24 protein-coding genes and 1 pseudogene are annotated in these 25,225 nt (G+C 70.0%); 10 read left to right on the top strand and 15 right to left on the bottom strand.

The window, feature by feature from the left end; genetic code table 11:
- A partial coding sequence (locus CR470_RS19440; RefSeq protein WP_257138821.1) for a L,D-transpeptidase family protein occupies window positions 1–751 on the top strand: 751 nt, incomplete at its 5' end.
- A gap of 297 nt (window positions 752–1,048) precedes the next feature.
- Here the strand turns inward: CR470_RS19440 and CR470_RS19435 are convergent.
- Window positions 1,049–2,194, bottom strand: a complete 1,146-nt coding sequence (locus tag CR470_RS19435; RefSeq protein WP_097868850.1) for a hypothetical protein — start codon at window positions 2,192–2,194, stop codon at window positions 1,049–1,051.
- Window positions 2,194–2,973, bottom strand: a complete 780-nt coding sequence (locus tag CR470_RS19430) for an RNA polymerase sigma factor (protein ID WP_097868849.1) — start codon at window positions 2,971–2,973, stop codon at window positions 2,194–2,196. Before CR470_RS19430 ends, CR470_RS19435 begins: the two co-directional genes overlap by 1 nt.
- Before the next feature lie 578 nt (window positions 2,974–3,551).
- On the opposite strand from CR470_RS19430, the gene CR470_RS19425 reads away from it, so the two are divergent.
- The gene (locus CR470_RS19425; protein WP_097868848.1) at window positions 3,552–4,727 is read left to right on the top strand and encodes a UDP-N-acetylglucosamine--N-acetylmuramyl-(pentapeptide) pyrophosphoryl-undecaprenol N-acetylglucosamine transferase; all 1,176 of its coding nucleotides are present in this window, start codon (window positions 3,552–3,554) and stop codon (window positions 4,725–4,727) included.
- Window positions 4,728–4,746: 19 nt separating this feature from the next.
- On the opposite strand, the gene CR470_RS19420 is transcribed toward CR470_RS19425, so the two are convergent.
- From CR470_RS19420 to CR470_RS19405, 4 genes are read right to left on the bottom strand one after another with little or no spacing between them, the layout of a single operon-like run.
- Complete coding sequence (locus CR470_RS19420; protein WP_097868847.1) at window positions 4,747–5,178, bottom strand: arsenate reductase/protein-tyrosine-phosphatase family protein; 432 nt, start codon at window positions 5,176–5,178, stop codon at window positions 4,747–4,749.
- Window positions 5,178–6,311, bottom strand: coding sequence for a DegT/DnrJ/EryC1/StrS family aminotransferase (locus tag CR470_RS19415; RefSeq protein WP_097868846.1), 1,134 nt, complete (start codon window positions 6,309–6,311; stop codon window positions 5,178–5,180). The genes CR470_RS19420 and CR470_RS19415 overlap by 1 nt, the downstream gene beginning before the upstream one ends.
- A complete protein-coding gene (locus CR470_RS19410) occupies window positions 6,308–7,318 on the bottom strand; it encodes an ATP-grasp domain-containing protein (RefSeq protein ID WP_257138819.1) in 1,011 nt (336 codons plus the stop codon). Before CR470_RS19410 ends, CR470_RS19415 begins: the two co-directional genes overlap by 4 nt.
- Window positions 7,308–8,345 (bottom strand): dTDP-glucose 4,6-dehydratase, encoded by a 1,038-nt coding sequence (locus CR470_RS19405; RefSeq protein ID WP_097868845.1) that lies wholly within the window; start codon window positions 8,343–8,345, stop codon window positions 7,308–7,310. Before CR470_RS19405 ends, CR470_RS19410 begins: the two co-directional genes overlap by 11 nt.
- Before the next feature lie 585 nt (window positions 8,346–8,930).
- Here CR470_RS19405 and CR470_RS19400 point away from each other — a divergent pair.
- Complete coding sequence (locus CR470_RS19400) at window positions 8,931–9,893, top strand: XRE family transcriptional regulator (protein ID WP_143663841.1); 963 nt, start codon at window positions 8,931–8,933, stop codon at window positions 9,891–9,893.
- Window positions 9,894–10,527: 634 nt separating this feature from the next.
- On the opposite strand, the gene CR470_RS19395 is transcribed toward CR470_RS19400, so the two are convergent.
- The 9 genes from CR470_RS19395 to CR470_RS19360 all read right to left on the bottom strand — a co-directional run bounded on the left by CR470_RS19395 (window position 10,528) and on the right by CR470_RS19360 (window position 19,359).
- Complete coding sequence (locus CR470_RS19395) at window positions 10,528–10,941, bottom strand: hypothetical protein (protein WP_097868853.1); 414 nt, start codon at window positions 10,939–10,941, stop codon at window positions 10,528–10,530.
- Window positions 10,942–11,068: 127 nt separating this feature from the next.
- Window positions 11,069–11,740, bottom strand: coding sequence for a potassium-transporting ATPase subunit C (locus CR470_RS19390; RefSeq protein ID WP_097868843.1), 672 nt, complete (start codon window positions 11,738–11,740; stop codon window positions 11,069–11,071).
- A gap of 6 nt (window positions 11,741–11,746) precedes the next feature.
- Window positions 11,747–13,867 carry a potassium-transporting ATPase subunit KdpB gene (kdpB, locus tag CR470_RS19385; protein WP_097868842.1) on the bottom strand — a complete coding sequence of 707 codons (2,121 nt, stop codon included), beginning with the start codon at window positions 13,865–13,867 and terminating at the stop codon, window positions 11,747–11,749.
- Entirely contained in the window at window positions 13,864–15,528 is a 1,665-nt protein-coding gene (gene kdpA / locus CR470_RS19380; protein ID WP_097868841.1) for a potassium-transporting ATPase subunit KdpA, read from the bottom strand. The genes kdpB and kdpA overlap by 4 nt, the downstream gene beginning before the upstream one ends.
- Window positions 15,529–15,536: 8 nt before the next feature.
- Entirely contained in the window at window positions 15,537–15,626 is a 90-nt protein-coding gene (gene kdpF, locus CR470_RS19375) for a K(+)-transporting ATPase subunit F (RefSeq protein ID WP_010058599.1), read from the bottom strand.
- Window positions 15,623–15,775 (bottom strand): hypothetical protein, encoded by a 153-nt coding sequence (locus tag CR470_RS39625; RefSeq protein WP_179892316.1) that lies wholly within the window; start codon window positions 15,773–15,775, stop codon window positions 15,623–15,625. Before CR470_RS39625 ends, kdpF begins: the two co-directional genes overlap by 4 nt.
- Before the next feature lie 350 nt (window positions 15,776–16,125).
- Window positions 16,126–16,704: a hypothetical protein gene (locus CR470_RS19370; RefSeq protein WP_097868840.1), complete on the bottom strand. Its 579-nt coding sequence runs from the start codon at window positions 16,702–16,704 to the stop codon at window positions 16,126–16,128.
- A gap of 49 nt (window positions 16,705–16,753) precedes the next feature.
- A complete protein-coding gene (locus tag CR470_RS19365; protein WP_097868852.1) occupies window positions 16,754–17,611 on the bottom strand; it encodes a DUF4328 domain-containing protein in 858 nt (285 codons plus the stop codon).
- A gap of 137 nt (window positions 17,612–17,748) precedes the next feature.
- Window positions 17,749–19,359, bottom strand: a complete 1,611-nt coding sequence (locus tag CR470_RS19360) for a family 20 glycosylhydrolase (protein WP_097868839.1) — start codon at window positions 19,357–19,359, stop codon at window positions 17,749–17,751.
- Between the two features lie 455 nt (window positions 19,360–19,814).
- Here CR470_RS19360 and CR470_RS19355 point away from each other — a divergent pair, with 455 nt between their 5' ends.
- The 7 genes and pseudogenes from CR470_RS19355 to CR470_RS19325 form a co-directional block, all read left to right on the top strand.
- The gene (locus tag CR470_RS19355) at window positions 19,815–20,363 is read left to right on the top strand and encodes a 2-oxo-4-hydroxy-4-carboxy-5-ureidoimidazoline decarboxylase (RefSeq protein WP_097868838.1); all 549 of its coding nucleotides are present in this window, start codon (window positions 19,815–19,817) and stop codon (window positions 20,361–20,363) included.
- Between the two features lie 178 nt (window positions 20,364–20,541).
- Window positions 20,542–20,922, top strand: a complete 381-nt coding sequence (sdhC, locus tag CR470_RS19350) for a succinate dehydrogenase, cytochrome b556 subunit (protein ID WP_097868837.1) — start codon at window positions 20,542–20,544, stop codon at window positions 20,920–20,922.
- A 5-nt stretch (window positions 20,923–20,927) separates the two neighbouring features.
- Window positions 20,928–21,410 (top strand): succinate dehydrogenase hydrophobic membrane anchor subunit, encoded by a 483-nt coding sequence (locus CR470_RS19345; RefSeq protein WP_097868836.1) that lies wholly within the window; start codon window positions 20,928–20,930, stop codon window positions 21,408–21,410.
- A gap of 29 nt (window positions 21,411–21,439) precedes the next feature.
- Window positions 21,440–23,194, top strand: a complete 1,755-nt coding sequence (gene sdhA / locus CR470_RS19340; RefSeq protein ID WP_097868835.1) for a succinate dehydrogenase flavoprotein subunit — start codon at window positions 21,440–21,442, stop codon at window positions 23,192–23,194.
- Window positions 23,194–23,970, top strand: a complete 777-nt coding sequence (locus CR470_RS19335) for a succinate dehydrogenase iron-sulfur subunit (protein ID WP_097868834.1) — start codon at window positions 23,194–23,196, stop codon at window positions 23,968–23,970. Before sdhA ends, CR470_RS19335 begins: the two co-directional genes overlap by 1 nt.
- Before the next feature lie 137 nt (window positions 23,971–24,107).
- Entirely contained in the window at window positions 24,108–24,707 is a 600-nt protein-coding gene (locus CR470_RS19330; RefSeq protein ID WP_097868833.1) for a hypothetical protein, read from the top strand.
- A gap of 15 nt (window positions 24,708–24,722) precedes the next feature.
- Window positions 24,723–25,225: pseudogene (locus CR470_RS19325) on the top strand (hypothetical protein); the annotation flags it as partial.

The following is a 25,225-nucleotide window of genomic DNA, read 5'->3' as shown; positions in this document are numbered from 1 at the left end:
GCCAGCCCGCTCAGAGATGTGTATAAGAGACAGACCCAGCCCGTCGGCGTCCACCGCCGCCCCGGCCCCGGCCCCGACGACGGCCCGGCCGGCTCCGGAGCCGAGCACCGCACCGCCCCCGCGCGTCCTGATGCGTACGGGGTCCGAGAGCGACCGGGTGCGGGAACTCCAGGCCCGGCTGCGCCAGATCGGCCACTTCGGGCGCAATCCCACCGGCTACTACGGCTCCGTCACCGCCGACGCCGTACGGTCCTTTCAGGCCAAGCGGCGGCTGCCGGTCACCGGAAGCACCGACGCGGTCACCTGGCAGCGGCTGCTGGCCATGACCCGGGTGCCGACGGCCACCGAGCTGGCCCCGCCGACCGAGCGGCCGGTGGCCGCGCCGGACAAGCGGTGCCTGACGGGCCGGGTCCTGTGCATCAGCAAGAAGAGCCGCACCCTGGCGTGGATGAACGACGGCAAGGTCGTCTCCGCGATGGACGTGCGCTTCGGATCGGAGTACACGCCTACCCGCGAGGGCGTGTTCGAGGTGTTCTGGAAGTCCCGGGACCATGTGTCGACGCTCTACGACACCCCGATGCCGTACGCCCTGTTCTTCAGCGGTGGCCAGGCGGTGCACTACTCCGCCGACTTCGCGGCCAACGGTTACGGGGGCGCCTCGCACGGCTGCGTCAACGTACGGGACAAGAAGAAGGTCTCGGCGCTGTTCGACCAGGTGAAGAACGGCGACAAGGTCGTCGTCTACTGGTGATCCGGTACCGGTGATCCGGCGTACGGCCGGTACGAGGGAGGAGAGGGCGCGGGCGGGACCGGGGGAACGTGTCCCGCCCGCGCCGATGCGCTGAGCCGAAGGTACGGGGGGAACCCCGGCTCGTTGCGCGGCCGATGACCAGTCGGCTCACTCTGTACTGCGCCCCACCTCCGGAAAGCGTCACACCTGGCCGCCGGGCCCCGTCCTCGAACTTCCGTCCGCCCCCGAGGGGTGGCCCTGCGAGGGAGGGTGACGACAGGTCCCAGGGCCGCTCGCGCGGAAACCCGGAACCGCAGGTCAGCGGGTGATTACGGAGGCCGTGCCGGTGCTCTGCGGGAGCGGCGGGGCATCGGCGTCCGTCCCGGCCCCCGTCTCCGGGGCCATGGCGGAGCGCGGTACGGGGTGGAAGGAGACGGGCGGCAGCGAGCCGCCGCCGTCGCCCGGCCCGTTCTGACCGTCGTCGCCGTCGTCGTCCCCGCCGCCGCCACCGGGACCACCGGAGCCGCCGCTCCCACCGGTCCCGCCGCTTCCACCGCTTCCGCCGCTTCCGCCGCTTTCGCCGAGGAGGCGGTCGCAGAAGCGCTCCAGGTTCCTCTCGCCCTTCGCGAACTGGATCAGCTGCCGTCGACTCCGGTCGTCCAGGGTGCCGTCGCGGAAGGCCTTGCAGGCCTTGACGGACTGCTCGTACCAGTTCCCGGACCCCGTGTCGTCGCCGGAGCCACCGGGCTGTTCGCCCTGGCCGTCACCGCCCCCGGCCGCTTCCTCGCGGCCGCCGCCGCCCGGCTGGTCCGGGCTGCCCGGACGGGCCTCACCGGGCTCCGTGCCGGCGTCGTCGGTTCGCGCGCCGTCGGGCTTCTCGGGCCCGTCGGACTCCCGGGCGGCGGGCGAGGAGGGCTCCTCCGACTCGCCGGGCGAGGACGGGTCCGCCGGGGACGACGGGTCATCGGCGCGCCCGTCGGAGACCAGCGGCCCGGGGGTCACGGCGGCCGATACGGAGCTGGCCGGCGTGGGCGAGCCCTGTCCGCCGAAGGTTCCGGCGAACACGCCGGTACCGGCGGCCACCGCCACCCCACCGAGCGCGCAACCCGCGAGCGAGGCGACCAGCCCGAAGCGGACCGGCCGATTCCAGCGCGGGCGGCGGGCCGGGGTGTCGGGAGGGGAACCGATGTGGACGGCGCGCAGCGGGCCGGAACGGCCCGCTGCGGCACCGGCGAGCCGGTCCACGCCGTTGCCGTGGCCGGCCTGCCGGAACGCGGCGAGGACCGCGTCCTCGCCGGGGAGTTCACCTGCCGACGGCCGCAGCCCCTCACGCGCCGCGCCGAGCGCTTCGGCGAGCCGGAGGGCATCGGTGCGGGCCTCGTCGCCGACGGGGACGACCGGTTCGCCGCGGAGCAATCTCTCCGCCGCGTCCTTGTCAAGCCACTCGTAGTGCTCGTCGGCCATCACATGTCCTTCTGCGTCCACGGTCGCGAATGCGTCACACCGGGAGTGACCCCGGCAGGCGCCGCCGGACCGCCCCGCCCGGGGCGTTGCGCGGGCACGGCGCCGAGTCCGGCACCACCGCCCGCCTCCGGGCCCGCGCCGTCGTCGGCGCCCTGCGCCGGGTCCGGGGCGTCGTCCGTGGAGGCGCCGTCCGCGGGGGACCCGCCGTCGGCCCGGTTCGTCCCGGGCTGCTCCGCGCCGAGGAGCTCGGCCAGTCGCTTGAGGCCGCGGTGGGCGGCGGTGCGTACGGCCCCGGGCCGCTTGCCCAGGGTCCGCGCCGCACTCTTCGCGTCGAGCCCGACGACCACCCGGAGCACGACGGCCTCGGCCTGGTCCTGCGGCAGCTGGGCGATGAGGGACATGGTGCGGTCGGTGTCCAGCGCCTCGATGGCGTCGCCCGCGGTGTCGGACTCGGCGGCACGCGCGGCCAGCTCGGTCTCGTCACCGCCGATCGCGGGGCGGCGGCTGCGCATCCGCAGGTGGTCGAGCGAGCGGTTGCGCGCGATCCGGGCGGCCCAGCCCCGGAACCGGTCGGCGTCACCGCTGAAGCGGTCGAGGTCGCGCGCTATCTGCAGCCACGCCTCGGACGCCACGTCCTCGGCGTCCGGCTCCCCGACAAGCGTCCGTATGTAGCCCAACAACCGTGGCTGCACCGCGCGGTACACAGCACGGAAGGCGTCCTCGTCCCCGTCCTGTGCCGCGAGCACCGCGGCAGTCAGCTCCGCGTCGTCCCCCAGCACTCCCTCAACCCGCTCTGCCGTTCTCCATCGCAGCTGGTCAACTGCTGCGCAACCCTGCGCGAAGCAGCACGCTACGTGCTCGGCGGGGGCCACGTCCATGACTTGTACAACCCACAACAATTCGTCGGCCGACCGACGGTGTGACAGAAAACGCAGTCATGGCGCTGAGATGAGTACGGGGTCGTGCTGCGACCCCGTGGAAGACGGCCGGGGCCTCTCCTGTGGGGGGTGGCGGCCCCGGTCGTCGCTCCAGCATGTGGCCCCTTGACCTGGCGCTTTGTGGGCCGCCTACCCCCTCCGTGACCAACGGCGTGACCAACGCGCCAGTGAATTCTTCTGGGCGGGCGCGTTCTCGGACGCCGGATACCCCAGTGACCAGCACTTTCCAGCGCTCACCCGAACCACCGGAGCTCAGTCGCCGCGTGAGCTCAGGACAAGCTCCTGGCACCTTCCATTCGGCCCCGCAGGCCACCGACGCGAAGAGCGCGCTCGAAGGCGCAACCCACGGCAACCCACGCGCCTCCGTCGCCAAGACGATCGCGAACGATCAGCGGACAGCAGCCATTAGAGTGCCCAGCGTGAACATCGCGCCTCAGCAGACGACCGTCTTCCGCCTGATCGTGACGGGAGGCGGCACCGGCGGTCACACGTACCCCGCTCTCACCGCGATCCGCACCTTGCAGGCGCGACTGGCCGCTTCCGGCCGCACCCTCGATGTTCTGTGGATCGGCACGGCAGAGGGCCTGGAAGCCCGAGTGACCAGCGCGGAGGGCATCCCCTTCACCACCGTCGCCACGGGCAAGATCCGGCGTCACGCGAACCCGCTGAAGATGGTGTCGCCGGCCAACGTCCGGGACATGGCACGCGTCCCGCTCGGGGTCGCTCAGGCGCGCAGCGCGGTCTCGGCCTTCCGGCCGGACGTCGTGCTCGCCACGGGAGGTTACGTCGCCGTGCCGGCCGGGCTCGCCGCCAGGATGTGCCGAGTCCCGCTGGTCCTGCACGAACAGACCGTCCGCCTCGGCCTCGCCAACCGGAAGCTCGCCGGTTCCGCCGCGCGGATCGCCGTGTCCTCGGAGTCGACCCTGCCGCTCCTGCCGGAGAGCGTCCGGTCGGCGGCGGTGGTCACCGGCAACCCCGTACGACCGGAGATCCTGACCGGCCACCCGGACAAAGCAGTGACTGCCCTCGGCCTCCACACCTTCGACCGGCGCCTTCCGACGGTGTACGTCACCGGAGGCGCGCAGGGCTCGCAGCAGATCAACGACGTGGTCGGCGGCGAACTGCCGTGGCTGCTGGAACGCGCCAACGTTGTGCACCAGTGCGGCCCCGCCCACCAGCAGGCGCTGTCCGCTCGCGCCGCAGGGCTGCCTGCCGCCCTCGCCGCCCGGTACCACCTCACCCCGTTCGTCGGGCCGGAGCTGCCGGACGTCCTGGCCATGGCAGATCTCGTAATCTCCCGTAGCGGCGCGGGCACCCTGGCCGAGCTGACCGCCCTGGGCAAGCCCGCCGTATTCATCCCGCTCGCGACGGCAGCCGGGAACGAACAGGCCCACAACGCCCGCCACCTGGAGGAGTCCGGGGCGGCGGTCGCGCTCCTCGGCGAGGTCACCGGCGGGCACCTGCGCGAGGCGGTCGGCCCCCTCCTCGACGATCCGGAGCGCCGGGCCACGATGGCCGCAGCGGCCAGGGCGCACGGTCGCCCGGACGCTGCGGACAGGCTCGTGGACGTGATCCTGTCCGCAGCATCCCAGTAATAGCGCGGTCGGCAGTGGTCTACGTGATCCGTCTTCCGATATGGAGCACGGTGCCGACTTCAATGAGCACAGCGCACTCGTGGAACGCAGCATCGTCCTGACCCATCGGGTCGGGCACGTCCCGGTCGCCAAGGTAGAGGCGCAGCTTGTTCTCGTTCTCCGGGCCGCAGACGGCCCGGAGGGTAGCGAGAACGGAGGCGTCCATGGCGAGCACCGTGTCCGCCCAATCCAGCATGTCCAGGCTGATCTGCTGAGCACGGTGGGCGGTGAGGTCGTAGCCCAGCCGCCGGACGGCGTTGATCATGGCGGAATGGGCGGGCTGATCCTGCCACTTGCCGATCAGCCCGGCTGAGCGGACGGCCAGACGCGGTCCACCCCGTCCAGCGAGAGCAAGCTGAGCGAAGGGGCTACGGCAGTAGTACCCCAGACACACGACAAGCAGATTCGACATCACGGGCCGCCTGTGGCCTTGAGCGCGTGCCGGAGGGCGGTCACCACTCGGTCGACATCTGCCTCGGTGAGGTGTTGGTGGAAGGGCAGGCTCAGGATTTCCCGGCTGACCCGCTCTGTAGCGGCCAGGTCGCGCCTCCAGCGTGCGAAGGCGGGCTGAAGGTGGTTGGGCGGGTAATGAACGCCGACGCCGATGTTCCTGGCCCGTAGGTGAGCGAATACGTGGTCCCGGTGCGGTACGCGGACCTGACAAAGGTGCGGCACCGTGTGGTCGAGGTCGACGTCGACGAGCGTCACCCCCTCCAGCGCGTCCAGGGCATCACTGTAGGTGCGCCACAAGTGCCGCCGGGAGCGCACGGCGGTGTCGAAATGGTCGAGCTGCGCCAGCCCGATGGCGGCGTTGATGGACGAGAGCTGATACCGCAAGCCGAAGCCTTCCACCTGGTAGCCGGTGGTCTCAGCGCGCTCGCTCTGGGACTGCGTGACGCCCAGCATGCGGAGTCGGCGGACAGCGGCGGCCTCCTCGGGCGTACGAGGGATGACGGCCCCGCCTTGGCCACAGGTCAGATTCTTGACAGGCCCGAAGGAAAAGCACGTCAGGGCCGTGTCGTCGGCGCCGACGTGCTGGGGTCCGCAGTGAGAGCCGAAGGCATGGGCGGCGTCCTCGATAACCACGATGCCCCTCTCCGCCAGATCCTCACGAAGAGAACTGAGGTCGACGGCCCGGCCACCGAAGAGCACCGGCAGCACGGCGGCCGTGTCATCGGTGACTGCGGCCATGACGAGTTGCGGGGTGACGCACAACGTCGCCGGGTCTACGTCGATGAACCGCGGGGCGGCTCCTACAGCCCGGATGGCCTGCACAGTGGCGCAGAACGTCATGGACGGCACGATCACCTCGTCACCAAGGCCGATGCCTGTGGCCAGCAGGGCGCTGTGCAGGGCAGCGGTACCGGAACTGACGGCCACCACGTCGGGTACGCCGAGGTACGCGGCGATCCGGCTCTCGAATTCGGCGGTGAGGTCAGTGTGTCCGTACTGGCCGGCCTCCAGGACTCGGGCGACAGACGCTGCTTCTCGTCCGTAGAGGTACGGGGACGCGTTGCGCCGGGCGTCGGGGATGGTCAGGCTCATGTGGTTACCCCGTTCATGGCGATGCGCTTCAGATCGGTCGTCTCACCGACGGCCAACGTCTCGACGTAGTTGGTCAGGAACACCCCTGTCCGGTAGGTCAGGCGGTCATGGTCGACCGGGAGGCCGAACAGCCCGTTGACCATCTGGCCGACGAGATCGGCTCCGGCCGCCTCGGTCAGCGGGAAGCCTCCGGCGATCCGGACGTTCAGTTCGGTGATGGTGACCTGGCCGTCGTCCTGGACGAAGCCCTGCACGCAGCACAGGCCCTCGGCGCGTACAGCACGTAGGGCGGCCAGCACGAGATCGAGCACGGCGGTGTCGCGGAAGGTGGTGGAGACCGCGGCGAGCCCGGCCTTCACCAAGTCCCGGCGACGTAGGATCGCCGACGCTCGGCCCGTGCGGTCCACCAGGCAGTCCGCCGTGAACTCGGTTCCGTACACCCGCTCCTGCACCAAGGCATCAGGGACCACCTCGCTCAGCAGCAGGGCGTGCTCCTTCTTCTCGACGAAGTGGACGTGCTGGGCACCGTGGCCGCGCCGGGGCTTGACCACCAGCCGCGTGTTCTCGGGGACCAGGTCGAGGGTGTCGCCCCACCAAGACCGAGGCGTAGGCACTCCGTGCTCGGTGAGCACGCGATGAAAGGCTGCCTTGTCGATGCATGCGTGTACCGATGCGGGTTCGGGCAGCCACATCCGCACGCCGATCTCCTCCAGCCGAGAACTCATGCGCAACAGCGGCGGAAGATCGTTCTCGACAGCGGGTACCACCGCGTGTACCGCCAGCGCCCGGCACAGCCCGGTCATGCGGGCTCGGTAGTCCTGGTCGTCAGCCGACGGAATGACCTGGGGCACGACTTGCGGGAGAAGGAACCCTGGGGCGAGAGGGTTGGCGTCGGCGGCGATGACTCGGTGGCCGAGACGGGTAAGGCTTCGGGCCAGCCCGAAGCCTGGGTTGGCTCCGGTGCCGGTGACCAGGATCCGGCGCGGTGCGATCTGGTCAGCGGACACGGTAGTCCTCCAGAAGTGCGGGCGCAGGGCGGGAGGCCGGCAAAGAGGTGCGCCAGAGAACACCGCTCGCGAGCGGGGCCCACCGGTCGGGGTTGCGGCGGTACCACTCGGCGGTTTCAGCCAGCCCGTCCTTCAGGCAGTGAGTCGGCCGGTATCCGAGTTTGTTGCGGGCCTTGGACCAGTCGATCGAGTAGCGGACGTCGTTCGACGGTCGGTCGGGGATGTACGTGACTGCGTCCCACGTCGCGCCGCAGATGTTCAGCAAGTGGCCGGTCAGCTCCTTGCTGGACAGGTCAGTGCCTCCACCGAGGTTGTAGATCTCCCCCGGCTCCCCACCACGCAGCACCGCTTCGATCCCGGCACAGTTGTCTTCTACGTGCAGCCAGTTACGTACGTGCTGCCCCCGGTCGTGGAGAGTGACGGGCGCTCCTCGCAAGAGCCGGGTCACGAAGAGCGGGATGATCTTTTCCGGGTACTGGTAGGGCCCGTAGTTGTTGCTACTGCGAGTTACACACAGCGGGAGCCCAAGGGTCTGGTGAGCACCCAGGGCTACCAGGTCGGCGGCCGCCTTCGACACCGCGTACGGGACCGAGGGGCACAACGGCGAATCCTCGGTCGCGGCCCCCTCCAGTTGCGGGCCGTAGACCTCGTCGGTCGAGACGTGGACGAATTTGGCGATGCCGTGGCGGTGAGCCGCGTCCACAAGCACCCGGGTACCGAGAACATTCGTGGAGAGAAACCCGTCGGCCGCGTCATAGGAGCGATCGACGTGGGACTCGGCCGCGAAATGCACCACTGCTGTGGGACCGGACGCCATCAAGTTGTCGACGGCAGTTGCGTCTCGGATGTCACCATGGACGAACCGGAGCTTGTCTGACAGGAACGCCATGCCCAGGTTTTCGATGTGACCGGCATAGGTGAGGGCGTCGAGGACGGTCACGCGAGCGACGTCCTTGGCCTGGATGATTCGTTTGACGAAGTGCGAGCCGATGAAGCCCGCACCTCCAGTGACGAGTACGTGTTTCATGCACGCCTCCCGGAAGAGTGGCGGCCAGGCACATCACGCAGAGAGGCGATGTCCGCAGACCGTCGCGAGATGCTCGGAATCTCGCCGAGCTGCCTCCGCCGTGGGCCGCACACACCGTTGGAGTCTGTATCCCCGATGTGGGCCCGCTCTGTGAATCAGGTCGCTACGGTGCCGTACAGACACCAGAGTCGGGGGGTGTGCATGACGACTGAAGCGGTACGACATCCCCTGACTTACGTGCGCCAACAACGCGGGTGGAGCATGGAAAGGCTCGCCCGCCACCTGAATCTGGCGGCGCAACGCCGCGGTCTCCGCATCGCTGCCGACCGCAGTCGCATCTATCGGTGGGAGCACAGGCGGGTAGGCGCCCCCAGCGACCTCTATCAAGAGCTGCTGGCCGACGTCCTGGGCATCGATTCCGCCCGATTGCGGACCGTGCCATGGCCCTGGTGGCTCCCCGCCTACGATCGCCCATTCCCCTTCAGCCCGGCCGGCGTCCGCGCCGCCCACACGGAGTTATTGGTGGATCTCGACCAGCCTGACCGCCGCACCTTCCTCGTCCTCGCCGCCGGATCCTTAGTCGGAATGGCAACCGAATGGGCTCGCGTCGAACCCGAACGCCTGGCCGGAGCTCTGGGCGGGCGCCGCGTCGACGAAAGCCTGCTCACCTGGCTGGAGAGCAGCGTCGAACGTCTCCCCGGCCTGGCGAACACGTCCCCTCAGGAGTGTGCTGATCTCCTCGGCGCGGCCATGCGTGTCACCATCAACCTGCTCGGCACAGCCCGCTACGACGAACCCACCGGCCGCCGCCTGCGTACCGTCCTGGCACAGGCAGCCCAGAGCGCCGCCTGGCTCCACTTCGACCAAGGCCGTCATGCCTCGGCCCAACGCCACTGGCGCACCGCGCTGCACTCGGCCCACAGCGCCGACGACCGCGACCTCGGAGCCGGAGTCCTCTCCGACCTCGCCTACTCCGCCACTTGGCTCGGTCACCCCGGTGAGGCGGTCGAGATCCTCGCCCTCGCCCGTACCCGAACCCGCCACGCGACAGCCCGCTCCCTGCTGGATGTACGCCGGGCTCGCGCTCTCGCGGTCCTCCAGGACGATGCAGGCACCGCCCGGGCACTCAACGACGCCGAACTCCAACTTGAGCGTGGCAGAACACCATCCGCACCCCCGTGGGTGTCCTGGATGTCATCCGCCGACCTCGCCGTTGACGCGGGGCGCTGCTGGCTGGACCTGGAAGACCCACGGCGAGCCACCGCCGCGCTGGAAGAGGGCCTGGGACTACTGGTTCCCGAACGGGAGAGGACCCGCGCCATCATGCTCACCTACCGTGCCCACGCAGCGCTCGCCAGCCATGACGTCGACGCTGCCGTGGCAGACACGCGAACAGCACTGGACACCGCTCTGGGAACAGGTGCTTCACGCTGTCTCGACCTGGTGCGGAGCACCCTGCGGGAGTCGCTTGAACCCCACAAGGGTGAAACCGCCGTTCGAGACCTGCGCTCGTACGCACGCCAGCGGCTGACGTCCGTGCGTGCGTGAACAGCCTGCCCGGACGCCGGACGAGCTGGGCGCATCGCATGACCAACGCGTGACCAACAGCGCCCAGGAACAGACAGAAGCACCTGGAACAAGGCCGAGACAGCCTGAACCCAGGATCGGGAACCTAGACGGCAAACTTGCAGGTCAGAGGGCTATTTCGACTGGGTGCGGCCGGGGGTGGCGGCCCCGGTCGTCGCTCCAGCGGGCCGCCTCAGGCGGCGGTGTTCCCGGTCCCGAAACCTGGGCAATCGCAGAACTCCGGCGTGGACCAGTGCTGCCAATCGCTGCCGTAACTGTCGTTCCCCCACCGTGCGTCCCCGTATTCGTGCCGACAACGCCCCGTTCCGTTCACGTGCTCCGACTCGGTGTGTCCGCAGCCGGTACACGGCCCTCGGCGGACAGGGGCAGCGGGCGGAAGGGCCGTACCGGTCAACACCCTCGCGTCTTTCGAGGTGTGAGTCCTGGAGCCGCGGAGGAGGATCAGCCCTATGGCCACGACGGCCATGCCCACGACGACGGCTCCTGCCAACGCAACGATCTGGTCCGCGCTCATCCCATCCCCCGCTCGGCGGCAGCGACACGTTCGAAGGGCGCCTCGCCGCGCCGGCGCATGCCGGCGGACGCACGCCGACACCTACTCGGCTGGATCCGGCGGCAGCCGGCGCCCGGCGGCTCGTGTGAGGACGGAGACCTCCGCCTCGGTTCGGGTGATCCGCACGGTGGCCCGGCTGTGGCCGATGCCCGTCCACACCAGGAGCAGGGACAACAAGGCCAGGTAGTACATCGTCATGGCGCCCGCATCGCCCGTCACGACGGCCCGGATCAGCACGGCCGTGAGCAGGCCGGCAAGGGCCGTGGTGACGAAGACTCCCACGGCCCGTGACCTGCGCAGCAGCCGCAGCAGGGCCTCACCCGCCTGCAGTCGGTTCAGCTCGCCGGCCTGCCCACGAGCGGTGATTTCCGCCTCTGCCCGCTGGTTCCTGCGGGCGAGCAGCACGGTGCACAGGCCGACAGCTATGCCGGTCACCCTGATGATCAGGTCGAACAACGAGACCTCCCCCATGGCGCGCCGACCGTCTCCGAGGCCGTTGCGCGACGAAACCCGGACCTGGCGGCGCCTACCCACATCACCCGACCACCAACCCGCACGCACCAGCGGGGCCCCCGGCGGCGCGTCAGCCCCGGGTCAGGTCCCTGAGCGCCGTGTTCAGTTCGAGGACGTTCACCCGGGGCTCGCCCATGAAGCCGAGCAGCCGGCCGGTGGTGTGGTCGGCGACGAGGTCCTCGACCTGCTTGACGTCGAGGTCGTTCTTCCCGGCGACCCGGTGGACCTGGAGTTCGGCGTACGCGGGTGAGATGTCCGGGTCCAGGCCGGAGGCCGACGAGGTGACGGCGTCGGGCGGCACGTCCGCGGGATGCACCCGGTACGTGGGGGTGGAGTTGTCCTCGACCACGGCCGCCTTGGCTTCGGTCACCCACCTGATCAGTTCCTCGTTGTCGCCGGAGCGGTTGGTGGCGCCGGAGAGAAGCAGGGAGTACTGCGTGTTGACGCTGTTGCTGCCGAGGCCGTTGGAGGGCCGCGGCTGGAACCACTTCAGGTCCGGGGCGGGCGACTCCTCGCCGTCCTTCAGCGGGAGGTCGTACCGCTGGCCGATGAGGGAGGAGCCGACGACCTGCCCGCTCCCGTCCTTGATCTCGGAGCCGTTGGCCCGGTCGGGGAACAGGGCCTGGGCGACTCCGGTGACGGCGAGCGGGTAGAGGACCCCGCACACCAGGGTGAGGACGAGAAGGGCTCGCAGTCCGGCCCCGAGCACGCGCGCGGTGCTGCTGACGGAGTTGTTGGTCATGGCGGATCAGCCGATTCCGGGAAGGAGGGAGAGGAGCAGGTCGATGATCTTGATGCCGATGAACGGGGCGACGATGCCGCCGAGTCCGTAGACGGCCAGGTTGCGCCGCAGCATCCGGTCGGCGCCGGCGGGCCGGTAGCGCACGCCCTTGAGGGCGAGGGGCACCAGCGCGACGATGACCAGGGCGTTGAAGATGACCGCGGACAGGATCGCGGACTCGGGTGAGGCGAGTCCCATGACGTTGAGCCTGTCCAGCGACGGGTACGCCACGGCGAACATGGCGGGGATGATCGCGAAGTACTTCGCGACGTCGTTGGCGATGGAGAAGGTCGTCAACGCGCCCCGGGTGATGAGGAGTTGCTTGCCGATCTCGACGATCTCGATGAGTTTGGTGGGGTTGGAGTCGAGGTCCACCATGTTCCCGGCCTCCTTGGCGGCCGAGGTTCCGGTGTTCATCGCGACGCCGACGTCGGCCTGGGCCAGGGCGGGCGCGTCGTTGGTGCCGTCGCCGGTCATCGCGACGAGCTTGCCCCCGGCCTGTTCCCGCTTGATGAGGGCCATCTTGTCCTCGGGCGTCGCCTCGGCCAGGAAGTCGTCGACCCCGGCCTCCTCGGCGATCGCCTTCGCGGTCAGCGGGTTGTCGCCCGTGATCATGACCGTACGGATGCCCATCCGGCGCAGCTCGTCGAACCGCTCCCGCATCCCCTCCTTCACCACGTCCTTGAGGTGGACGACCCCGAGGACCCGAGCGCCGTCCGCGTCCTGGACGGCGACCAGCAGCGGCGTGCCGCCGGCCTGGGAGATCCGGTCGGTGAGCGCCTGCGCGTCCTCGGAGACGGCGCCGTTACGCTCCTTCACCCAGGCGACGACGGAGCCGGTGGCGCCCTTGCGGACCTTCCGTCCGTCCAGGTCGACGCCCGACATCCGGGTCTGCGCGGTGAACTCCACCCACGCGGCGCCCGTCAGCTCCCCCTGGGTCCGCTCCCGCAGCCCGTACTTCTCCTTGGCGAGCACGACGATCGACCGGCCCTCCGGGGTCTCGTCGGCGAGCGAGGAGAGCTGTGCGGCGTCCGCGAGCGCGCCCTCGGTGACGCCCTCGACCGCGAGGAACTCGGCTGCCTGCCGGTTGCCCAGGGTGATGGTCCCGGTCTTGTCGAGGAGCAGGGTGGACACATCGCCCGCGGCCTCGACCGCGCGCCCCGACATGGCCAGGACGTTGCGCTGCACCAGGCGGTCCATGCCCGCGATGCCGATCGCGGACAGCAGCGCCCCGATCGTGGTGGGGATCAGGCACACCAGCAGCGCGGCGAGCACGATCAGCGACGTCTGGTCGTCCGCGCCCGCGTAGACCGCGAAGGGCTTCAGGGTGACCACGGCCAGCAGGAAGACGACCGTGAGGGACGCCAGCAGGATGTTCAGGGCGATCTCGTTGGGCGTCTTCTGCCGGGAGGCGCCCTCCACCAGGTTGATCATGCGGTCGATGAAGGTCTCGCCGGGCTTCGTCGTGATCCTGATGACGACGCGGTCGGACAGCACCTTCGTACCGCCGGTGACGGCCGAGCGGTCGCCGCCGGACTCCCGGATGACCGGGGCGGACTCGCCGGTGATCGCGGACTCATCGACGGAGGCGACGCCTTCCACGACGTCGCCGTCCCCGGGGATGATGTCGCCGGCCTCGCAGACCACCAGGTCCCCGATGCGCAGGTCCGTCCCCGCGACTCTCTCCTCGTTCGGTCCGATGACCCGGCGGGCGACGGTGCCGGTCTTGGCCTTGCGGAGGGTGTCGGCCTGGGCCTTGCCCCGGCCTTCGGCGACCGCCTCGGCGAGGTTGGCGAAGACGGTGGTCAGCCAGAGCCAGCCGGTGATCGCCCAGCCGAACCAGTCGGTCGGGTCGGTGAGCGCCAGCACGGTGGTGACCACCGAACCGACCAGCACGACGAACATCACCGGCGACTTGACCATCACGCGCGGATCGAGCTTGCGCAGTGCGTCCGGGAACGACTTCAGCAGCTGCCGGGGGTCGAACAGCCCGCCGCCGACCCGGTTGGCGGCCCCGTGGCCATCGGCCGGCGGTATGTCTCCGTGCGGAGCGCGCGTGGGGGCGGGGGTGGGCGTGACGGTGCTCATGAGGCGAGCCCTTCGGCGAGCGGGCCCAGCGCCAGGGCCGGGAAGTAGGTGAGTCCGGTGATGATGAGAATCGTGCCGACGAGCAGCCCCGCGTAGAGGGGCTTGTCGGTGCGCAGCGTGCCCGCGGTCTCGGGCACCGGCTTCTGCCCGGCGAGCGAGCCGGCCAGGGCCAGGACGAACACCATCGGCAGGAACCGGCCGAGCAGCATCGCGATGCCGATGGTCGTGTTGAACCACGGGGTGTCGGCGTTGAGCCCGGCGAAGGCGGAGCCGTTGTTGTTGGCGCCGGAGGTGTAGGCGTACAGGATCTCGGAGAAGCCGTGCGCGCCCGTGTTGGTCATCGAGTCGGCGGGGGTCGGCAGGGCCATCGCGACGGCGGTGAAGCCGAGTACGAGGGCCGGGGTGATGAGGATGTAGCAGGCCGCGAGCTTGATCTGGCGGGTGCCGATCTTCTTGCCGAGGTACTCCGGGGTGCGTCCGACCATCAGCCCGGCGATGAACACCGCGATGACCGCCATGATCAGCATGCCGTAGAGGCCGGAGCCGACACCGCCGGGAGCGATCTCGCCGAGCTGCATGCCGAGCAGGGTGATGCCGCCGCCGAAGCCGGTGTACGAGGAGTGGAAGGAGTTCACCGCGCCGGTCGAGGTCAGCGTCGTGGCGACCGCGAAGATCGACGAGCCGGCGATCCCGAAGCGGGTCTCCTTGCCCTCCATCGCGCCGCCCGCGATCTCGAACGCGGGCCCGCGGTGGGCGAATTCGGTCCACATCATCAGCGCCGTGAAGCCGATCCAGATGACGGTCATCGCGCCGAGGATCGCGTACCCCTGCTTCAGCGATCCGACCATCCGGCCGAAGGTCCGCGTCAGCGCGAACGGGATCAGCAGGATGAGGAAGATCTCGAACAGGTTCGACAGGGGGTTGGGGTTCTCGAAGGGGTGGGAGGCGTTGGCGTTGAAGTAGCCGCCGCCGTTGGTGCCGAGCTCCTTGATGGCCTCCTGGGAGGCGACCGCGCCGCCGTTCCACTCCTGCGTACCGCCCATGAACTGGCCGACCTGGTGGATGCCGGAGAAGTTCTGGATCGCCCCGCAGGCGACCAGGACGATCGCGCCGATCACCGAGACCGGGACCAGGATGCGGACGGTCCCACGCACCAGGTCGGCCCAGAAGTTGCCGAGTTCACCCGTACGCGACCGGGCGAAGCCGCGTACGAGCGCCACCGCCACGGCCATGCCGACCGCCGCGGACAGGAAGTTCTGCACCGCCAGACCGCCGGTCTGTACGACGTGGCCCATGGCCTGTTCGCCGGAGTACGACTGCCAGTTGGTGTTGGCGACGAAGGACGCGGCGGTGTTGAACGCCTGGTCCGGGTCGATCGAGGAGAAGCCCAGCGAACCGGGCAGCGAGCCCTGCACCCGTTGCATCAGGTACAGGAGGACGACGCTCACCGCCGAGAAGGCGAGCACGCCGCGCAGATAGGCGGGCCAGCGCATCTCGGCGGCCGGATTGGCGCCGATGGCTTTGTATATCCATTTCTCCGGCCGGTAGTTCTTCTCGGCGGAATAGACCCTGGCCATGTAATCGCCCAGCGGGCGGTATGCGAGGGCGAGGGCGGCGATCAGGGCTGTGAGCTGGAGCAGACCAGCGACCTGGGGGCTCATTTCCGTACTCAGAACCTCTCCGGGTAAAGGAGAGCCAGGACGAGATAGCCGAGCAGGGACACGGCCACGACGAGGCCGACGATGTTTTCGGCGGTCACAGCTTGGTCACCCCCCGGGCGATGAGGGCCACCAGCGCGAATACCGCGATCGTGGTGACGACGAAGGCCAGATCGGCCATCGCGAGCTCCTGATTGACGTGAGGAATGGAATCGGCCGTTTGGCCGATACGAGCAAACCTCGACTTCATCAGGGCGATAAGCCACCTTGACGGGGTCCATACGAATACCGGGAGAGCCTTGACGCCGGTCTGACGCGGACGACCGGCCCGCGGCACGGCCGTTCGGCACGCGGCCGGTGTTCTTTCACCGGGAGGACGCGGCAGAGCGCCACCCCGGCCGGTCCGCGATCGCCCGCCCGGCTTCGACGGCAGGCCCCGGCGCGGGCGGGCGCGCGCCGCACGGCCGCCGGACACGACGACAACGGGACACCGCCGCCCGTGACCGGGGAGCGGAAGCGCTGAACGGCGCACGCGGCACCGCCCCCTGCCGGGTCCGGGGAGGGGGCGGGCTCGGGAGGGTCGTCGCGAGGCGCCGCTCGTCAGCCCCGGCCGCGGGCCCGCCGTGACATCACCGCGCGCAGGACGCGACGGCCCTCCGTGGACAGGTCCAGTGCCTTGCGGAGTCCGGCGCCGCTGCCGGCCGTGCCGGTGGTCTCCGCGAGGATCTCCAGGATGCGGACCTGCCGTTCCAGCTCCCCGGCGGCCAGCGGCCCCACGGCGGCCGGTTCACCGCCGCGGGCCGCCTTGAGCACCTGTTCCTCGTCCGGAGTCGGCTCTCCGGCCGGGGCGTCGAGCCGCCCGTGGATCCGGAGCGCGACGAGCGAACAGGCGTCCGCCCACTCCCGCAGCGGTACGGCGGCGAACTCGGAGGGGGCGGCGGCGAGCATGGTCCGCACGAGCGCGGCCGGGCCGTCGGTGACGGACGTGTGCTCCATCCCCGTCCGCACCGCCGCGAGCCGGATGGCCCAATCCCGCCCGTTCTCGCAGCTCGCCCAGAGCGGGCGCAGGGGCTCCGCCCCGGCCCCCGCGAGCAGCGGCAGACACCGGTCCAGGCAGGCCAGCGCCCCGGCGGCCAGTGCGCGCTCGTCGGCTCGTTCGATCACTTCCAGCAGACTCATCGGCGTCTCCCTCGGTCTACCGGGTACTGCGCCGAATGGCTGAAAATCGTCACTGCGGGGCGGTTGACTCCGGGGCCACCCGCTCCGGGGCGATCGCCGCCTGCCGGATGCCGGCGCGCTCCACCTGCATCCGGGTCACCGCGCGTACGAAGACGATGGCGAGCACCGCGGCCACGAGGTCCAGCGCGTCGGCGGCCGCGACCAGGGCCGCCGCGTCGGAGATCTGTTCCGGCTCCTGGGCCCGGTTCCACCGGCTCACGGCGATCCGGGAGGCGAGGACGGAGACGATCCAGCCACCCCACCACAGGTTCAGCACCGTCTTCGGAACCGTGCGCCAACCGCCGTCGGGGTGGAGCCGGACACTCGCCTCCCAGATGCCGCTCGCGACGCGGTAGGGGAACCAGAGGTTGGCGACCGGGACGAACCAGCCGCCCACCGCCCAGCCCGGTCCCATCCTCTGCACGCCGGACTCGAAGACCTCGGCGTTCCGGCGGGTCCGGTGGAACCAGATGATGAAGAGGACGCCGGTGGCCACGAACGCCGCCGTCTGGACCGTCCCGGCCAGGTCGTACAGCTCCTGCGCCCGCAGGCCGGGGCCGGCGTAGATGTCCAGGGACTCGTCAGCCGCCAACTCCTCCCACAGGCCGCGCAGGTGCAGACCGGCTCCGATGACGAACAGGTCGCTCGCGATGACGCAGCCCAGCAGGGCGATCACCGCGCGGGACAGGCCGACCGGCGAACGCGGCCAGGGGGCGACACTCCAGTCTCCGGAGCCGGAGCCGGGTACAGGGGCGGTTGGGGCCGGGGCCGTCGGGCCGCCCGGCAGCGGGGGCCGGGTGCCCGAGCAGAAGGTGCACAGGTCGTCGTAGGTCACGGCCGTTCTGATGCGGCAACGGATGCAGAGCATGAAGAGTCCCCCCACAGGACGCGGTGTCGGCGTGTGACCTCACGTCCCTCCCCAGGAGCCGAGCGGTCGGCGGACCGTAGCCCGTGGACAGCGCCGCTGTCCACGGGCTCACACGCCGCCGGGAGACGCCCCCGGCCTCAGCCCGCGCTGCCGGTCCGCTTCGCCAGTTCCTGGAACCGCGCCCAGCTCAGCGAGGGTTTCCGGGGATCCCACAGCTTCTGCGAGGTCGCCACCAGCGGCATCCTGATGCCGTCCGCCACCTGCTGGGTGGTCTGCGCGTTCGGCAGGTCGCCCCAGACGGCGAACCGGCCGCCGAGGATCTGCGGCGAGTAGCGCTCCGCCACCGGTTCGGTGCCGCGCATGACCAGCGGGGTCCACTGCTCGTAGATCCGCTCGCCGGTCGGGTAGACGAACTCGTTGGGCTCGCCGAGTACGTAGTAGAGGAACTCGTCGTTGAGGTTCAGCATCTTGTAGCCGGCGGCGAGGTACTCCAGCGGCGGGCGGGCGCCGATCTCCTTGCCGGTCCAGTACTCGATCTCGATGTTCTCGTCGGCCTTGACCTTCGTGTCCCGGAAGAGCCCGTCGTTCCAGGCCTTGGCCGTCCGGCCCTTCGGGACGACGACGGCCGCGCGGTCGTTCAGCCAGCCGGTGGCCAGGTCCTCGATCGTGGCTCCGGCGCCGTGCTTCTCCTCCGCCGCGCGCTGGAGCTGCGGGTAGGAGGCGGCCGGGTTCTGGACCGTCAGCGCCTGGTACTCATCCGCGCCGAGGTGCCAGTACCGCCCCGGGAACAGCTCGGTGTACTCGTCGAGGAGTTCGTCGATGAGCTTGGCCGCGCCCGGTTCGGAGATGTCGATGGACCCCTTCGACTCGACGCCCGCGGTGTTGCGCAGCTGGAGGTCGGGGTGGGCGGCCAGCACCGCGCCGAGGTGTCCGGGCGAGTCGATCTCGGGGACGACCTCGATGTGCCGGCTGTTGGCGAGGGAGACGATGCGGCGGACCTCGTCCTGGGTGAGGGCCTCGTCGGAGACCACCTCGGGGTGCGACTTCGACTCGATCCGGAAGGCCTGGTCGTCGGAGAAGTGCAGGCCTAGCTGGTTGAGCTTGAGGTCGCCCATCTCGCGTATGCGGTCCTCTATCCACTCCGCGCTGTAGTGCTTGCGCGCGATGTCGAGGTTGAGTCCGCGCTGCGGCCGGTCCGGCCGGTCGTTGACGACGCCCTCGGGGACCGTGCTGTCCGCCTTGAGCGACTGCTTCAGCGTGCGGGTGCCGTAGAAGACGCCCGACTCGTCGGGTGCGGTGATCTTCACCTTCCGGTCGCGCACGGTGAGCGTGTACGACTCGGTGGGGCCCGCGTCCTTGTCGCCGAGCGCCAGCTCGACGTCTCCCGTCCGCGCCGGCTCGGCGCCCCGGTAGCGGATCTTCAGCTCCTTGGCGAGCAGCTCCGCCTCGTCGGCGAGCACCTGGCTGCCCTGGGCGATGACGACGGTGCTGTCCTTGCCCGGCTGCCAGCCGGGCCCCCGGGCCGGGGTGTGCTCGCGCACCGCGGGGATCGTGCTCGGTGTGCTGGACATCGGGTAGCTGCGGGAGGGCGACGGGGCGGCGGCCTCGGCGGAGGTGCCGGAGGGCGACGCCGTGTCGCCGGACGATCCGCTGCCGGACCCCTCCGGCCAGACGACGACGGTGAGGGCGACGGCGGCCGCGGCCGTGACAGCCGCGCCGGTGACGAGGGCACCACGCGTGGGCGACATCGGGCAGATTCCTCCGTTGAGGGGGCAAGGGTGGGTGAAACGAGTGAATAGGGTGCAAGGTTGGCATTTTTGCCGGGGCCTCGCCCACCGAGGACTCCGGGGGATCGAACAGAACCCCGGTCGGTGCAGGTCAGACGTCCATCACACGTTCCGAAACTCTCCCGTTCGGGTGATTCTTCCGCGGTCCGCCGGACGGCCGTCGACCGATCTCGCTAGCGTTGCGGCACATTCGTCTCTCCCTTCACTCCCGCCCCCCTCCACTCCCGCCTCCGCGGAACTCACTCCCACGCCGGGCAACCTCGGTGCGCCCTGGTCTGTCTTCCAGGGGCAGAGGGTTCCTTTCGGAGCCACGGAGTCATAGCTGTCGTTGATACGAGGAGTCCACGCTGTCCAGGTCCAGCGAGTCCCCCGCCGGCCTGCCGAAGCGATCCGCGCCCCCGGCCGGCCACTCGGCCGTGCCCGTGCAGCCGCACCCCCCGGTTCCGGCCGACGGCCCGGGAGCACCGCCCACCGGCGCGCCGCCGGTTGATCATGCCGTCGGCCTGGCCCATTTCAACAACCTGCCCTTCGCCGCCGCCGAGGCGGCCTTCCTGGAGTGCTGCGGCAGTCTCCGCTGGGCCCACCGGATGGCCGCCCACCGCCCCTACCCCGATCTCGGCGCTCTACTGGCCGCGTCCGACGAGGCGGGCTACGACCTCGCGCCCCGGGACATCGCGGAGGCCCTGGCCGCGGAGCCGGCCCCCTGCCTGCACCACGACGCTCCCCGCGCCGCCCATCTTGCGCTGCGGGCCGCGCACGCGGCGTACGAGAGCCGGTTCGGCCACGCCTTCGTGATCTGCCTGGACTCCTTCGGGCCCTCCCAGCACGTGGACCAGGTGCTGGCCGGGATCCGGGTCCGGCTGGCGCACGACCCGGACGAGGAGCGGGCCGTGACCGCCGAGGAACTGCGGCGACTCGCCCGGAGCAGGATCGTCGAGCTGGTGACGGCGGACCCCCGGCGGTAAGGGGCGCTCTAGCCCGTACGTGCCTGTTTGATTGCCACTTTGATCACACCAGAGGCCCCGGCGCGAACGAACCGACAATGCGTCGCTACGATGGCCGGGGCCGGTGGACCGTACCCGGCCGGGTCAGACCGACAGTCAAGCCGGCCGACCCCAATCCCCGCTCCCGGAGGGTTCTTCCGTGCCGGCTGGAACGCTGTACCGCGGCCGGGAAGGCATGTGGTCCTGGGTGGCTCATCGAGTCACCGGTGTCCTCATTTTCTTCTTCCTGTTCGTACATGTCCTGGACACCGCTCTCGTCCGCGTCTCCCCCGAGGCCTACGACGAAGTCGTGGCCACGTACAAGACGCCGATCGTCGCGCTCCTCGAATACGGCCTCGTGGCCGCGATTCTCTTCCACGCGCTGAACGGTCTCCGGATCATCGCCGTGGACTTCTGGGCCAAGGGCCCGCGACTCCAGAAGCAGATGCTCTGGACCGTGGTGGGCATCTGGATCGTGCTGATGGTCGGGGCCCTGTACCCCGTCCTCGGTCACGCCGTACGCGACGTCTTCGGGAGCTGAGGCCCATGTCCAGCGAGACTTCTTCCGCAGCCGCGATCGGCGACGTCGAAGGCGTGAGCCTCTACGACGTCGACCACCCGGCCCCGGTGATCGAGCCCCCGCGCAAGCGCACGGGCAAGACACCCAAGGCTTCGCGCACCAACTTCGAGATGTACGCCTGGCTCTTCATGCGCCTGTCGGGCATCCTCCTGACCGTCCTCGTCATCGGCCACCTGCTGATCCAGCTGGTGCTCGACGGCGGCGTCTCCAAGATCGGCTTCGCCTTCGTGGCGGGCCGCTGGGCCTCGCCGTTCTGGCAGGTCTGGGACCTGACGATGCTGTGGCTCGCCATGCTCCACGGCGCCAACGGCCTCCGTACGGTCATCAACGACTACGCCGAACGGGACAACACCCGCTTCTGGCTGAAGATGCTCCTGTACACCGCCACGGTGTTCACCGTCCTGCTGGGCACGCTGGTGATCTTCACCTTCGACCCGAACATCCGCTAGGCGCCGGGACAGAGGGACCAGAGGAAACCATGCAGATCCACAAGTACGACACCGTCATCGTCGGCGCCGGCGGCGCCGGCATGCGCGCGGCCATCGAGTCGACCAAGCGCAGCCGTACCGCCGTGCTGACGAAGCTCTACCCCACCCGCTCCCACACGGGCGCGGCGCAGGGCGGCATGGCCGCCGCGCTCGCCAACGTGGAGGAGGACAACTGGGAGTGGCACACCTTCGACACGGTCAAGGGCGGCGACTACCTGGTCGACCAGGACGCCGCCGAGATCCTGGCGAAGGAGGCCATCGACGCCGTCCTCGACCTGGAGAAGATGGGCCTGCCGTTCAACCGGACGCCCGAGGGCCGCATCGACCAGCGCCGCTTCGGCGGTCACACCCGCAGCCACGGTGAGGCCCCGGTCCGCCGGTCCTGCTACGCCGCGGACCGCACCGGTCACATGATCCTCCAGACGCTGTACCAGAACTGCGTCAAGGAGGGCGTGGAGTTCTTCAACGAGTTCTACGTCCTGGACCAGCTGATCACCGAGGTCGACGGGGTCAAGAAGTCCTCCGGCGTCGTCGCGTACGAGCTGGCGACCGGCGAGATCCACGTCTTCCACGCGAAGTCGGTCATCTACGCCTCCGGCGGCACCGGCAAGTTCTTCAAGGTGACGTCGAACGCCCACACCCTGACCGGTGACGGCCAGGCCGCCTGCTACCGGCGCGGCCTGCCCCTGGAGGACATGGAGTTCTTCCAGTTCCACCCGACGGGCATCTGGCGCATGGGCATCCTGCTGACGGAGGGCGCCCGCGGTGAGGGCGGCATCCTCCGCAACAAGGACGGCGAGCGCTTCATGGAGAAGTACGCGCCGGTCATGAAGGACCTCGCGTCCCGTGACGTCGTCTCGCGCTCCATCTACACGGAGATCCGTGAGGGCCGCGGCTGCGGTCCGGCCGGCGACCACGTGTACCTGGACCTGACGCACCTGCCGCCGGAGCAGCTGGACGCCAAGCTCCCGGACATCACCGAGTTCGCGCGGACGTACCTCGGCATCGAGCCCTACACGGACCCGATCCCGATCCAGCCGACCGCGCACTACGCCATGGGCGGCATCCCGACCAACGTCGAGGGCGAGGTGCTGGCCGACAACACCACCGTCGTCCCGGGCCTGTACGCCGCCGGCGAGGTCGCCTGCGTGTCGGTGCACGGCGCCAACCGCCTGGGCACCAACTCGCTGCTCGACATCAACGTCTTCGGAAAGCGCTCGGGCATCGCCGCCGCCGAGTACGCGACGAAGACCGACTTCGTCGAGCTGCCCGAGAACCCCGCCCAGCTGGTCGCCGACCAGGTCGAGCGGCTGCGGAGCTCCACCGGCACCGAGCGCGTCGCGACCCTGCGCCTGGAGCTCCAGGAGTGCATGGACGCCAACGTGATGGTGTTCCGCACCGAGCAGACGATCAAGACGGCGGTCGACAAGATCGCCGAGCTGCGCGAGCGGTACCTCAACGTGTCCATCCAGGACAAGGGCAAGCGGTTCAACACCGACCTGCTGGAGGCCATCGAGCTGGGCAACCTGCTCGACCTGGCCGAGGTCATGGCGGTCTCCGCGCTCGCCCGCAAGGAGTCCCGCGGCGGTCACTACCGCGAGGACTTCCCGAACCGCGACGACGTCAACTTCATGCGCCACACCATGGCGTACCGCGAGGTGGCCGCCGACGGCGCCGAGTCGATCCGGCTCGACTACAAGCCGGTCGTGACGACCCGCTACCAGCCGATGGAGCGTAAGTACTGATGGCTACCCCGACCCTGGACAAGACCGACGGGACCGCGAAGCCCGAGGCCGGCTTCGCCGACTCCCCGTTCATCACCGCCACGTTCCGGATCCGCCGTTTCAACCCGGAGGTCTCCGACGAGGTCCAGTGGCAGGACTTCCAGATCGAGATCGACCCGAAGGAGCGTGTCCTCGACGCCCTTCACAAGATCAAGTGGGAGCTCGACGGAACCCTGACGTTCCGCCGTTCCTGCGCGCACGGCATCTGCGGCTCCGACGCGATGCGGATCAACGGCAAGAACAGGCTCGCCTGCAAGACGCTGATCAAGGACATCAACCCGGACAAGCCGATCATGGTGGAGGCCATCAAGGGCCTCACGGTCCTCAAGGACCTCGTGGTCGACATGGACCCGTTCTTCCAGGCGTACCGCGACGTCATGCCCTTCCTCGTCACCAAGGGGAACGAGCCGACCCGCGAGCGCCTGCAGTCCGCCGAGGACCGCGAGCGGTTCGACGACACCACCAAGTGCATCCTGTGCGCCGCGTGCACGTCCTCGTGCCCGGTGTTCTGGAACGACGGCCAGTACTTCGGCCCGGCGGCGATCGTCAACGCGCACCGCTTCATCTTCGACTCGCGCGACGAGGCCGGCGAGCAGCGCCTGGAGATCCTCAACGACCGTGACGGCGTGTGGCGTTGCCGCACCACGTTCAACTGCACGGACGCCTGCCCGCGTGGCATCGAGGTCACCAAGGCGATCCAGGAGGTGAAGCGCGCGCTCATCACGCGTCGCTTCTGACCCTCCCGTAGCACCCGTTGCCGACAGGCCCCGCCCCCGCAGCCTTGACCCCGCGGGGGCGGGGCCTGTTGCTGCGCCCGGGCCGGACGGGCGGTACGGTTCAGCGAGCTTAAGACCGAAAGAGAACGGGGATCGTCGTGAGCGAGCCGAATCCGTACGCGGACGACGCGTACAAGTGGGGCCCTCCCCAGCAGCCGGGCCACCAGCCCACCGTCGCCGACGGCCAGGGGTACGGCTACCCGGCGCCGGGCGCCCCGCCCGCCTACGGCTATCCGCAGCCGCTGCCGGATTCCGCGGCCCAGCCCGGCCCCGGTTACGGGTACCCCCAGCACGGTCAGCCGACGATGCCCGGCCAGTTCTTCCCGGTGCCGCAGGGAGCGCCCGGCCAGGGCGGCGTCCCGGTGCTGTCGATCGGCGACATCACCGTGATGAGCGACGCGATCGTCACGCCGTCCGGGTCGATGCCGCTCAAGGGCGCGGTCTGGACCGCCACGGACATGTCGCGGACGGAGGAGAAGATCCCGACGCACGCGGTCGTGCTGGCGATCATCTTCGCCCTGTTCTGCCTGATCGGTCTGCTGTTCCTGCTGATGAAGGAGAAGCGGACCACCGGCTTCATCCAGGTCACGGTGACCAGCGGCGGCCGGCACCACTCCACGATGATCCCGGCCATGGGCCCGTACACCTTCCCCGCGGTCATGGGCCAGCTCAACCAGGCCCGCTCCATGAGCGCCTGAGCACGGGCCGCGCTCATGGCACGCTTCGAGCACACGGTCACCGTCGGGGCCCTGGACCGTGACTGGTTCGAGGAGGCCACCAGGGCGCTGCTGGACCTCCTCGACGCCTCCCGGGAGGGCGAGGGCGGGGCGATCCTGCTGGCCGACGGACGGGCCGTGGACGGCGTCCGGCTGGTGAAGGGACGTCACCTGCGGCCGGGGGCGCGATACGGAAGTACACCGGACGGCGCCGGGACGGACGATGCCCCGGGCGCTGTCCCGTTGTCGGGGGCGACGGTCCTGCGCGAGTGGCGGCCCTCCCGCTCCATCGAGGTGGAGAGCATCCTGGAGGAGGCCTCCTTCTCCGTCCGGGCGAGCATACGGCTGCGCGAACCGCTGACGCCCGGGGCCCTGGAGCTCTCCCTGTCCGGGCACAATCCTCAGGGCGGTTCGCTGTACCGCTTCTCGGGACGCGGCAAGGCCGATCCGGCCGCCTGGTGGGCGGCGGTGGACCGGCCCGCCTCCGCGCCCCCGGCCGC

Source organism: Streptomyces sp. rh34 (assembly GCF_002551245.1).
In the GTDB taxonomy this organism is placed as follows: Bacteria; Actinomycetota; Actinomycetes; order Streptomycetales; family Streptomycetaceae; genus Streptomyces.
The sequence above is the reverse complement of the archived record's forward strand: the minus strand, read 5'-3'. Positions and strand labels throughout refer to the sequence as shown.

Coding starts and splice junctions, on each gene's coding strand:
- sdhA (WP_097868835.1), top strand. CDS start 21,440: ATGCAGATCCACAAGTACGACACCGTCATCGTCGGCGCCGGCGGCGCC.
- CR470_RS19415 (WP_097868846.1), bottom strand. CDS start 6,311: ATGAGCCTGACCATCCCCGACGCCCGGCGCAACGCGTCCCCGTACCTC.
- CR470_RS19435 (WP_097868850.1), bottom strand. CDS start 2,194: ATGGCCGACGAGCACTACGAGTGGCTTGACAAGGACGCGGCGGAGAGA.
- kdpA (WP_097868841.1), bottom strand. CDS start 15,528: ATGAGCCCCCAGGTCGCTGGTCTGCTCCAGCTCACAGCCCTGATCGCC.
- kdpB (WP_097868842.1), bottom strand. CDS start 13,867: ATGAGCACCGTCACGCCCACCCCCGCCCCCACGCGCGCTCCGCACGGA.
- CR470_RS19345 (WP_097868836.1), top strand. CDS start 20,928: ATGTCCAGCGAGACTTCTTCCGCAGCCGCGATCGGCGACGTCGAAGGC.
- CR470_RS39625 (WP_179892316.1), bottom strand. CDS start 15,775: ATGAAGTCGAGGTTTGCTCGTATCGGCCAAACGGCCGATTCCATTCCT.
- CR470_RS19420 (WP_097868847.1), bottom strand. CDS start 5,178: ATGTCGAATCTGCTTGTCGTGTGTCTGGGGTACTACTGCCGTAGCCCC.
- CR470_RS19365 (WP_097868852.1), bottom strand. CDS start 17,611: ATGCTCTGCATCCGTTGCCGCATCAGAACGGCCGTGACCTACGACGAC.
- CR470_RS19370 (WP_097868840.1), bottom strand. CDS start 16,704: ATGAGTCTGCTGGAAGTGATCGAACGAGCCGACGAGCGCGCACTGGCC.
- CR470_RS19405 (WP_097868845.1), bottom strand. CDS start 8,345: ATGAAACACGTACTCGTCACTGGAGGTGCGGGCTTCATCGGCTCGCAC.
- CR470_RS19400 (WP_143663841.1), top strand. CDS start 8,931: ATGGCAACCGAATGGGCTCGCGTCGAACCCGAACGCCTGGCCGGAGCT.
- CR470_RS19335 (WP_097868834.1), top strand. CDS start 23,194: ATGGCTACCCCGACCCTGGACAAGACCGACGGGACCGCGAAGCCCGAG.
- CR470_RS19390 (WP_097868843.1), bottom strand. CDS start 11,740: ATGACCAACAACTCCGTCAGCAGCACCGCGCGCGTGCTCGGGGCCGGA.
- CR470_RS19360 (WP_097868839.1), bottom strand. CDS start 19,359: ATGTCGCCCACGCGTGGTGCCCTCGTCACCGGCGCGGCTGTCACGGCC.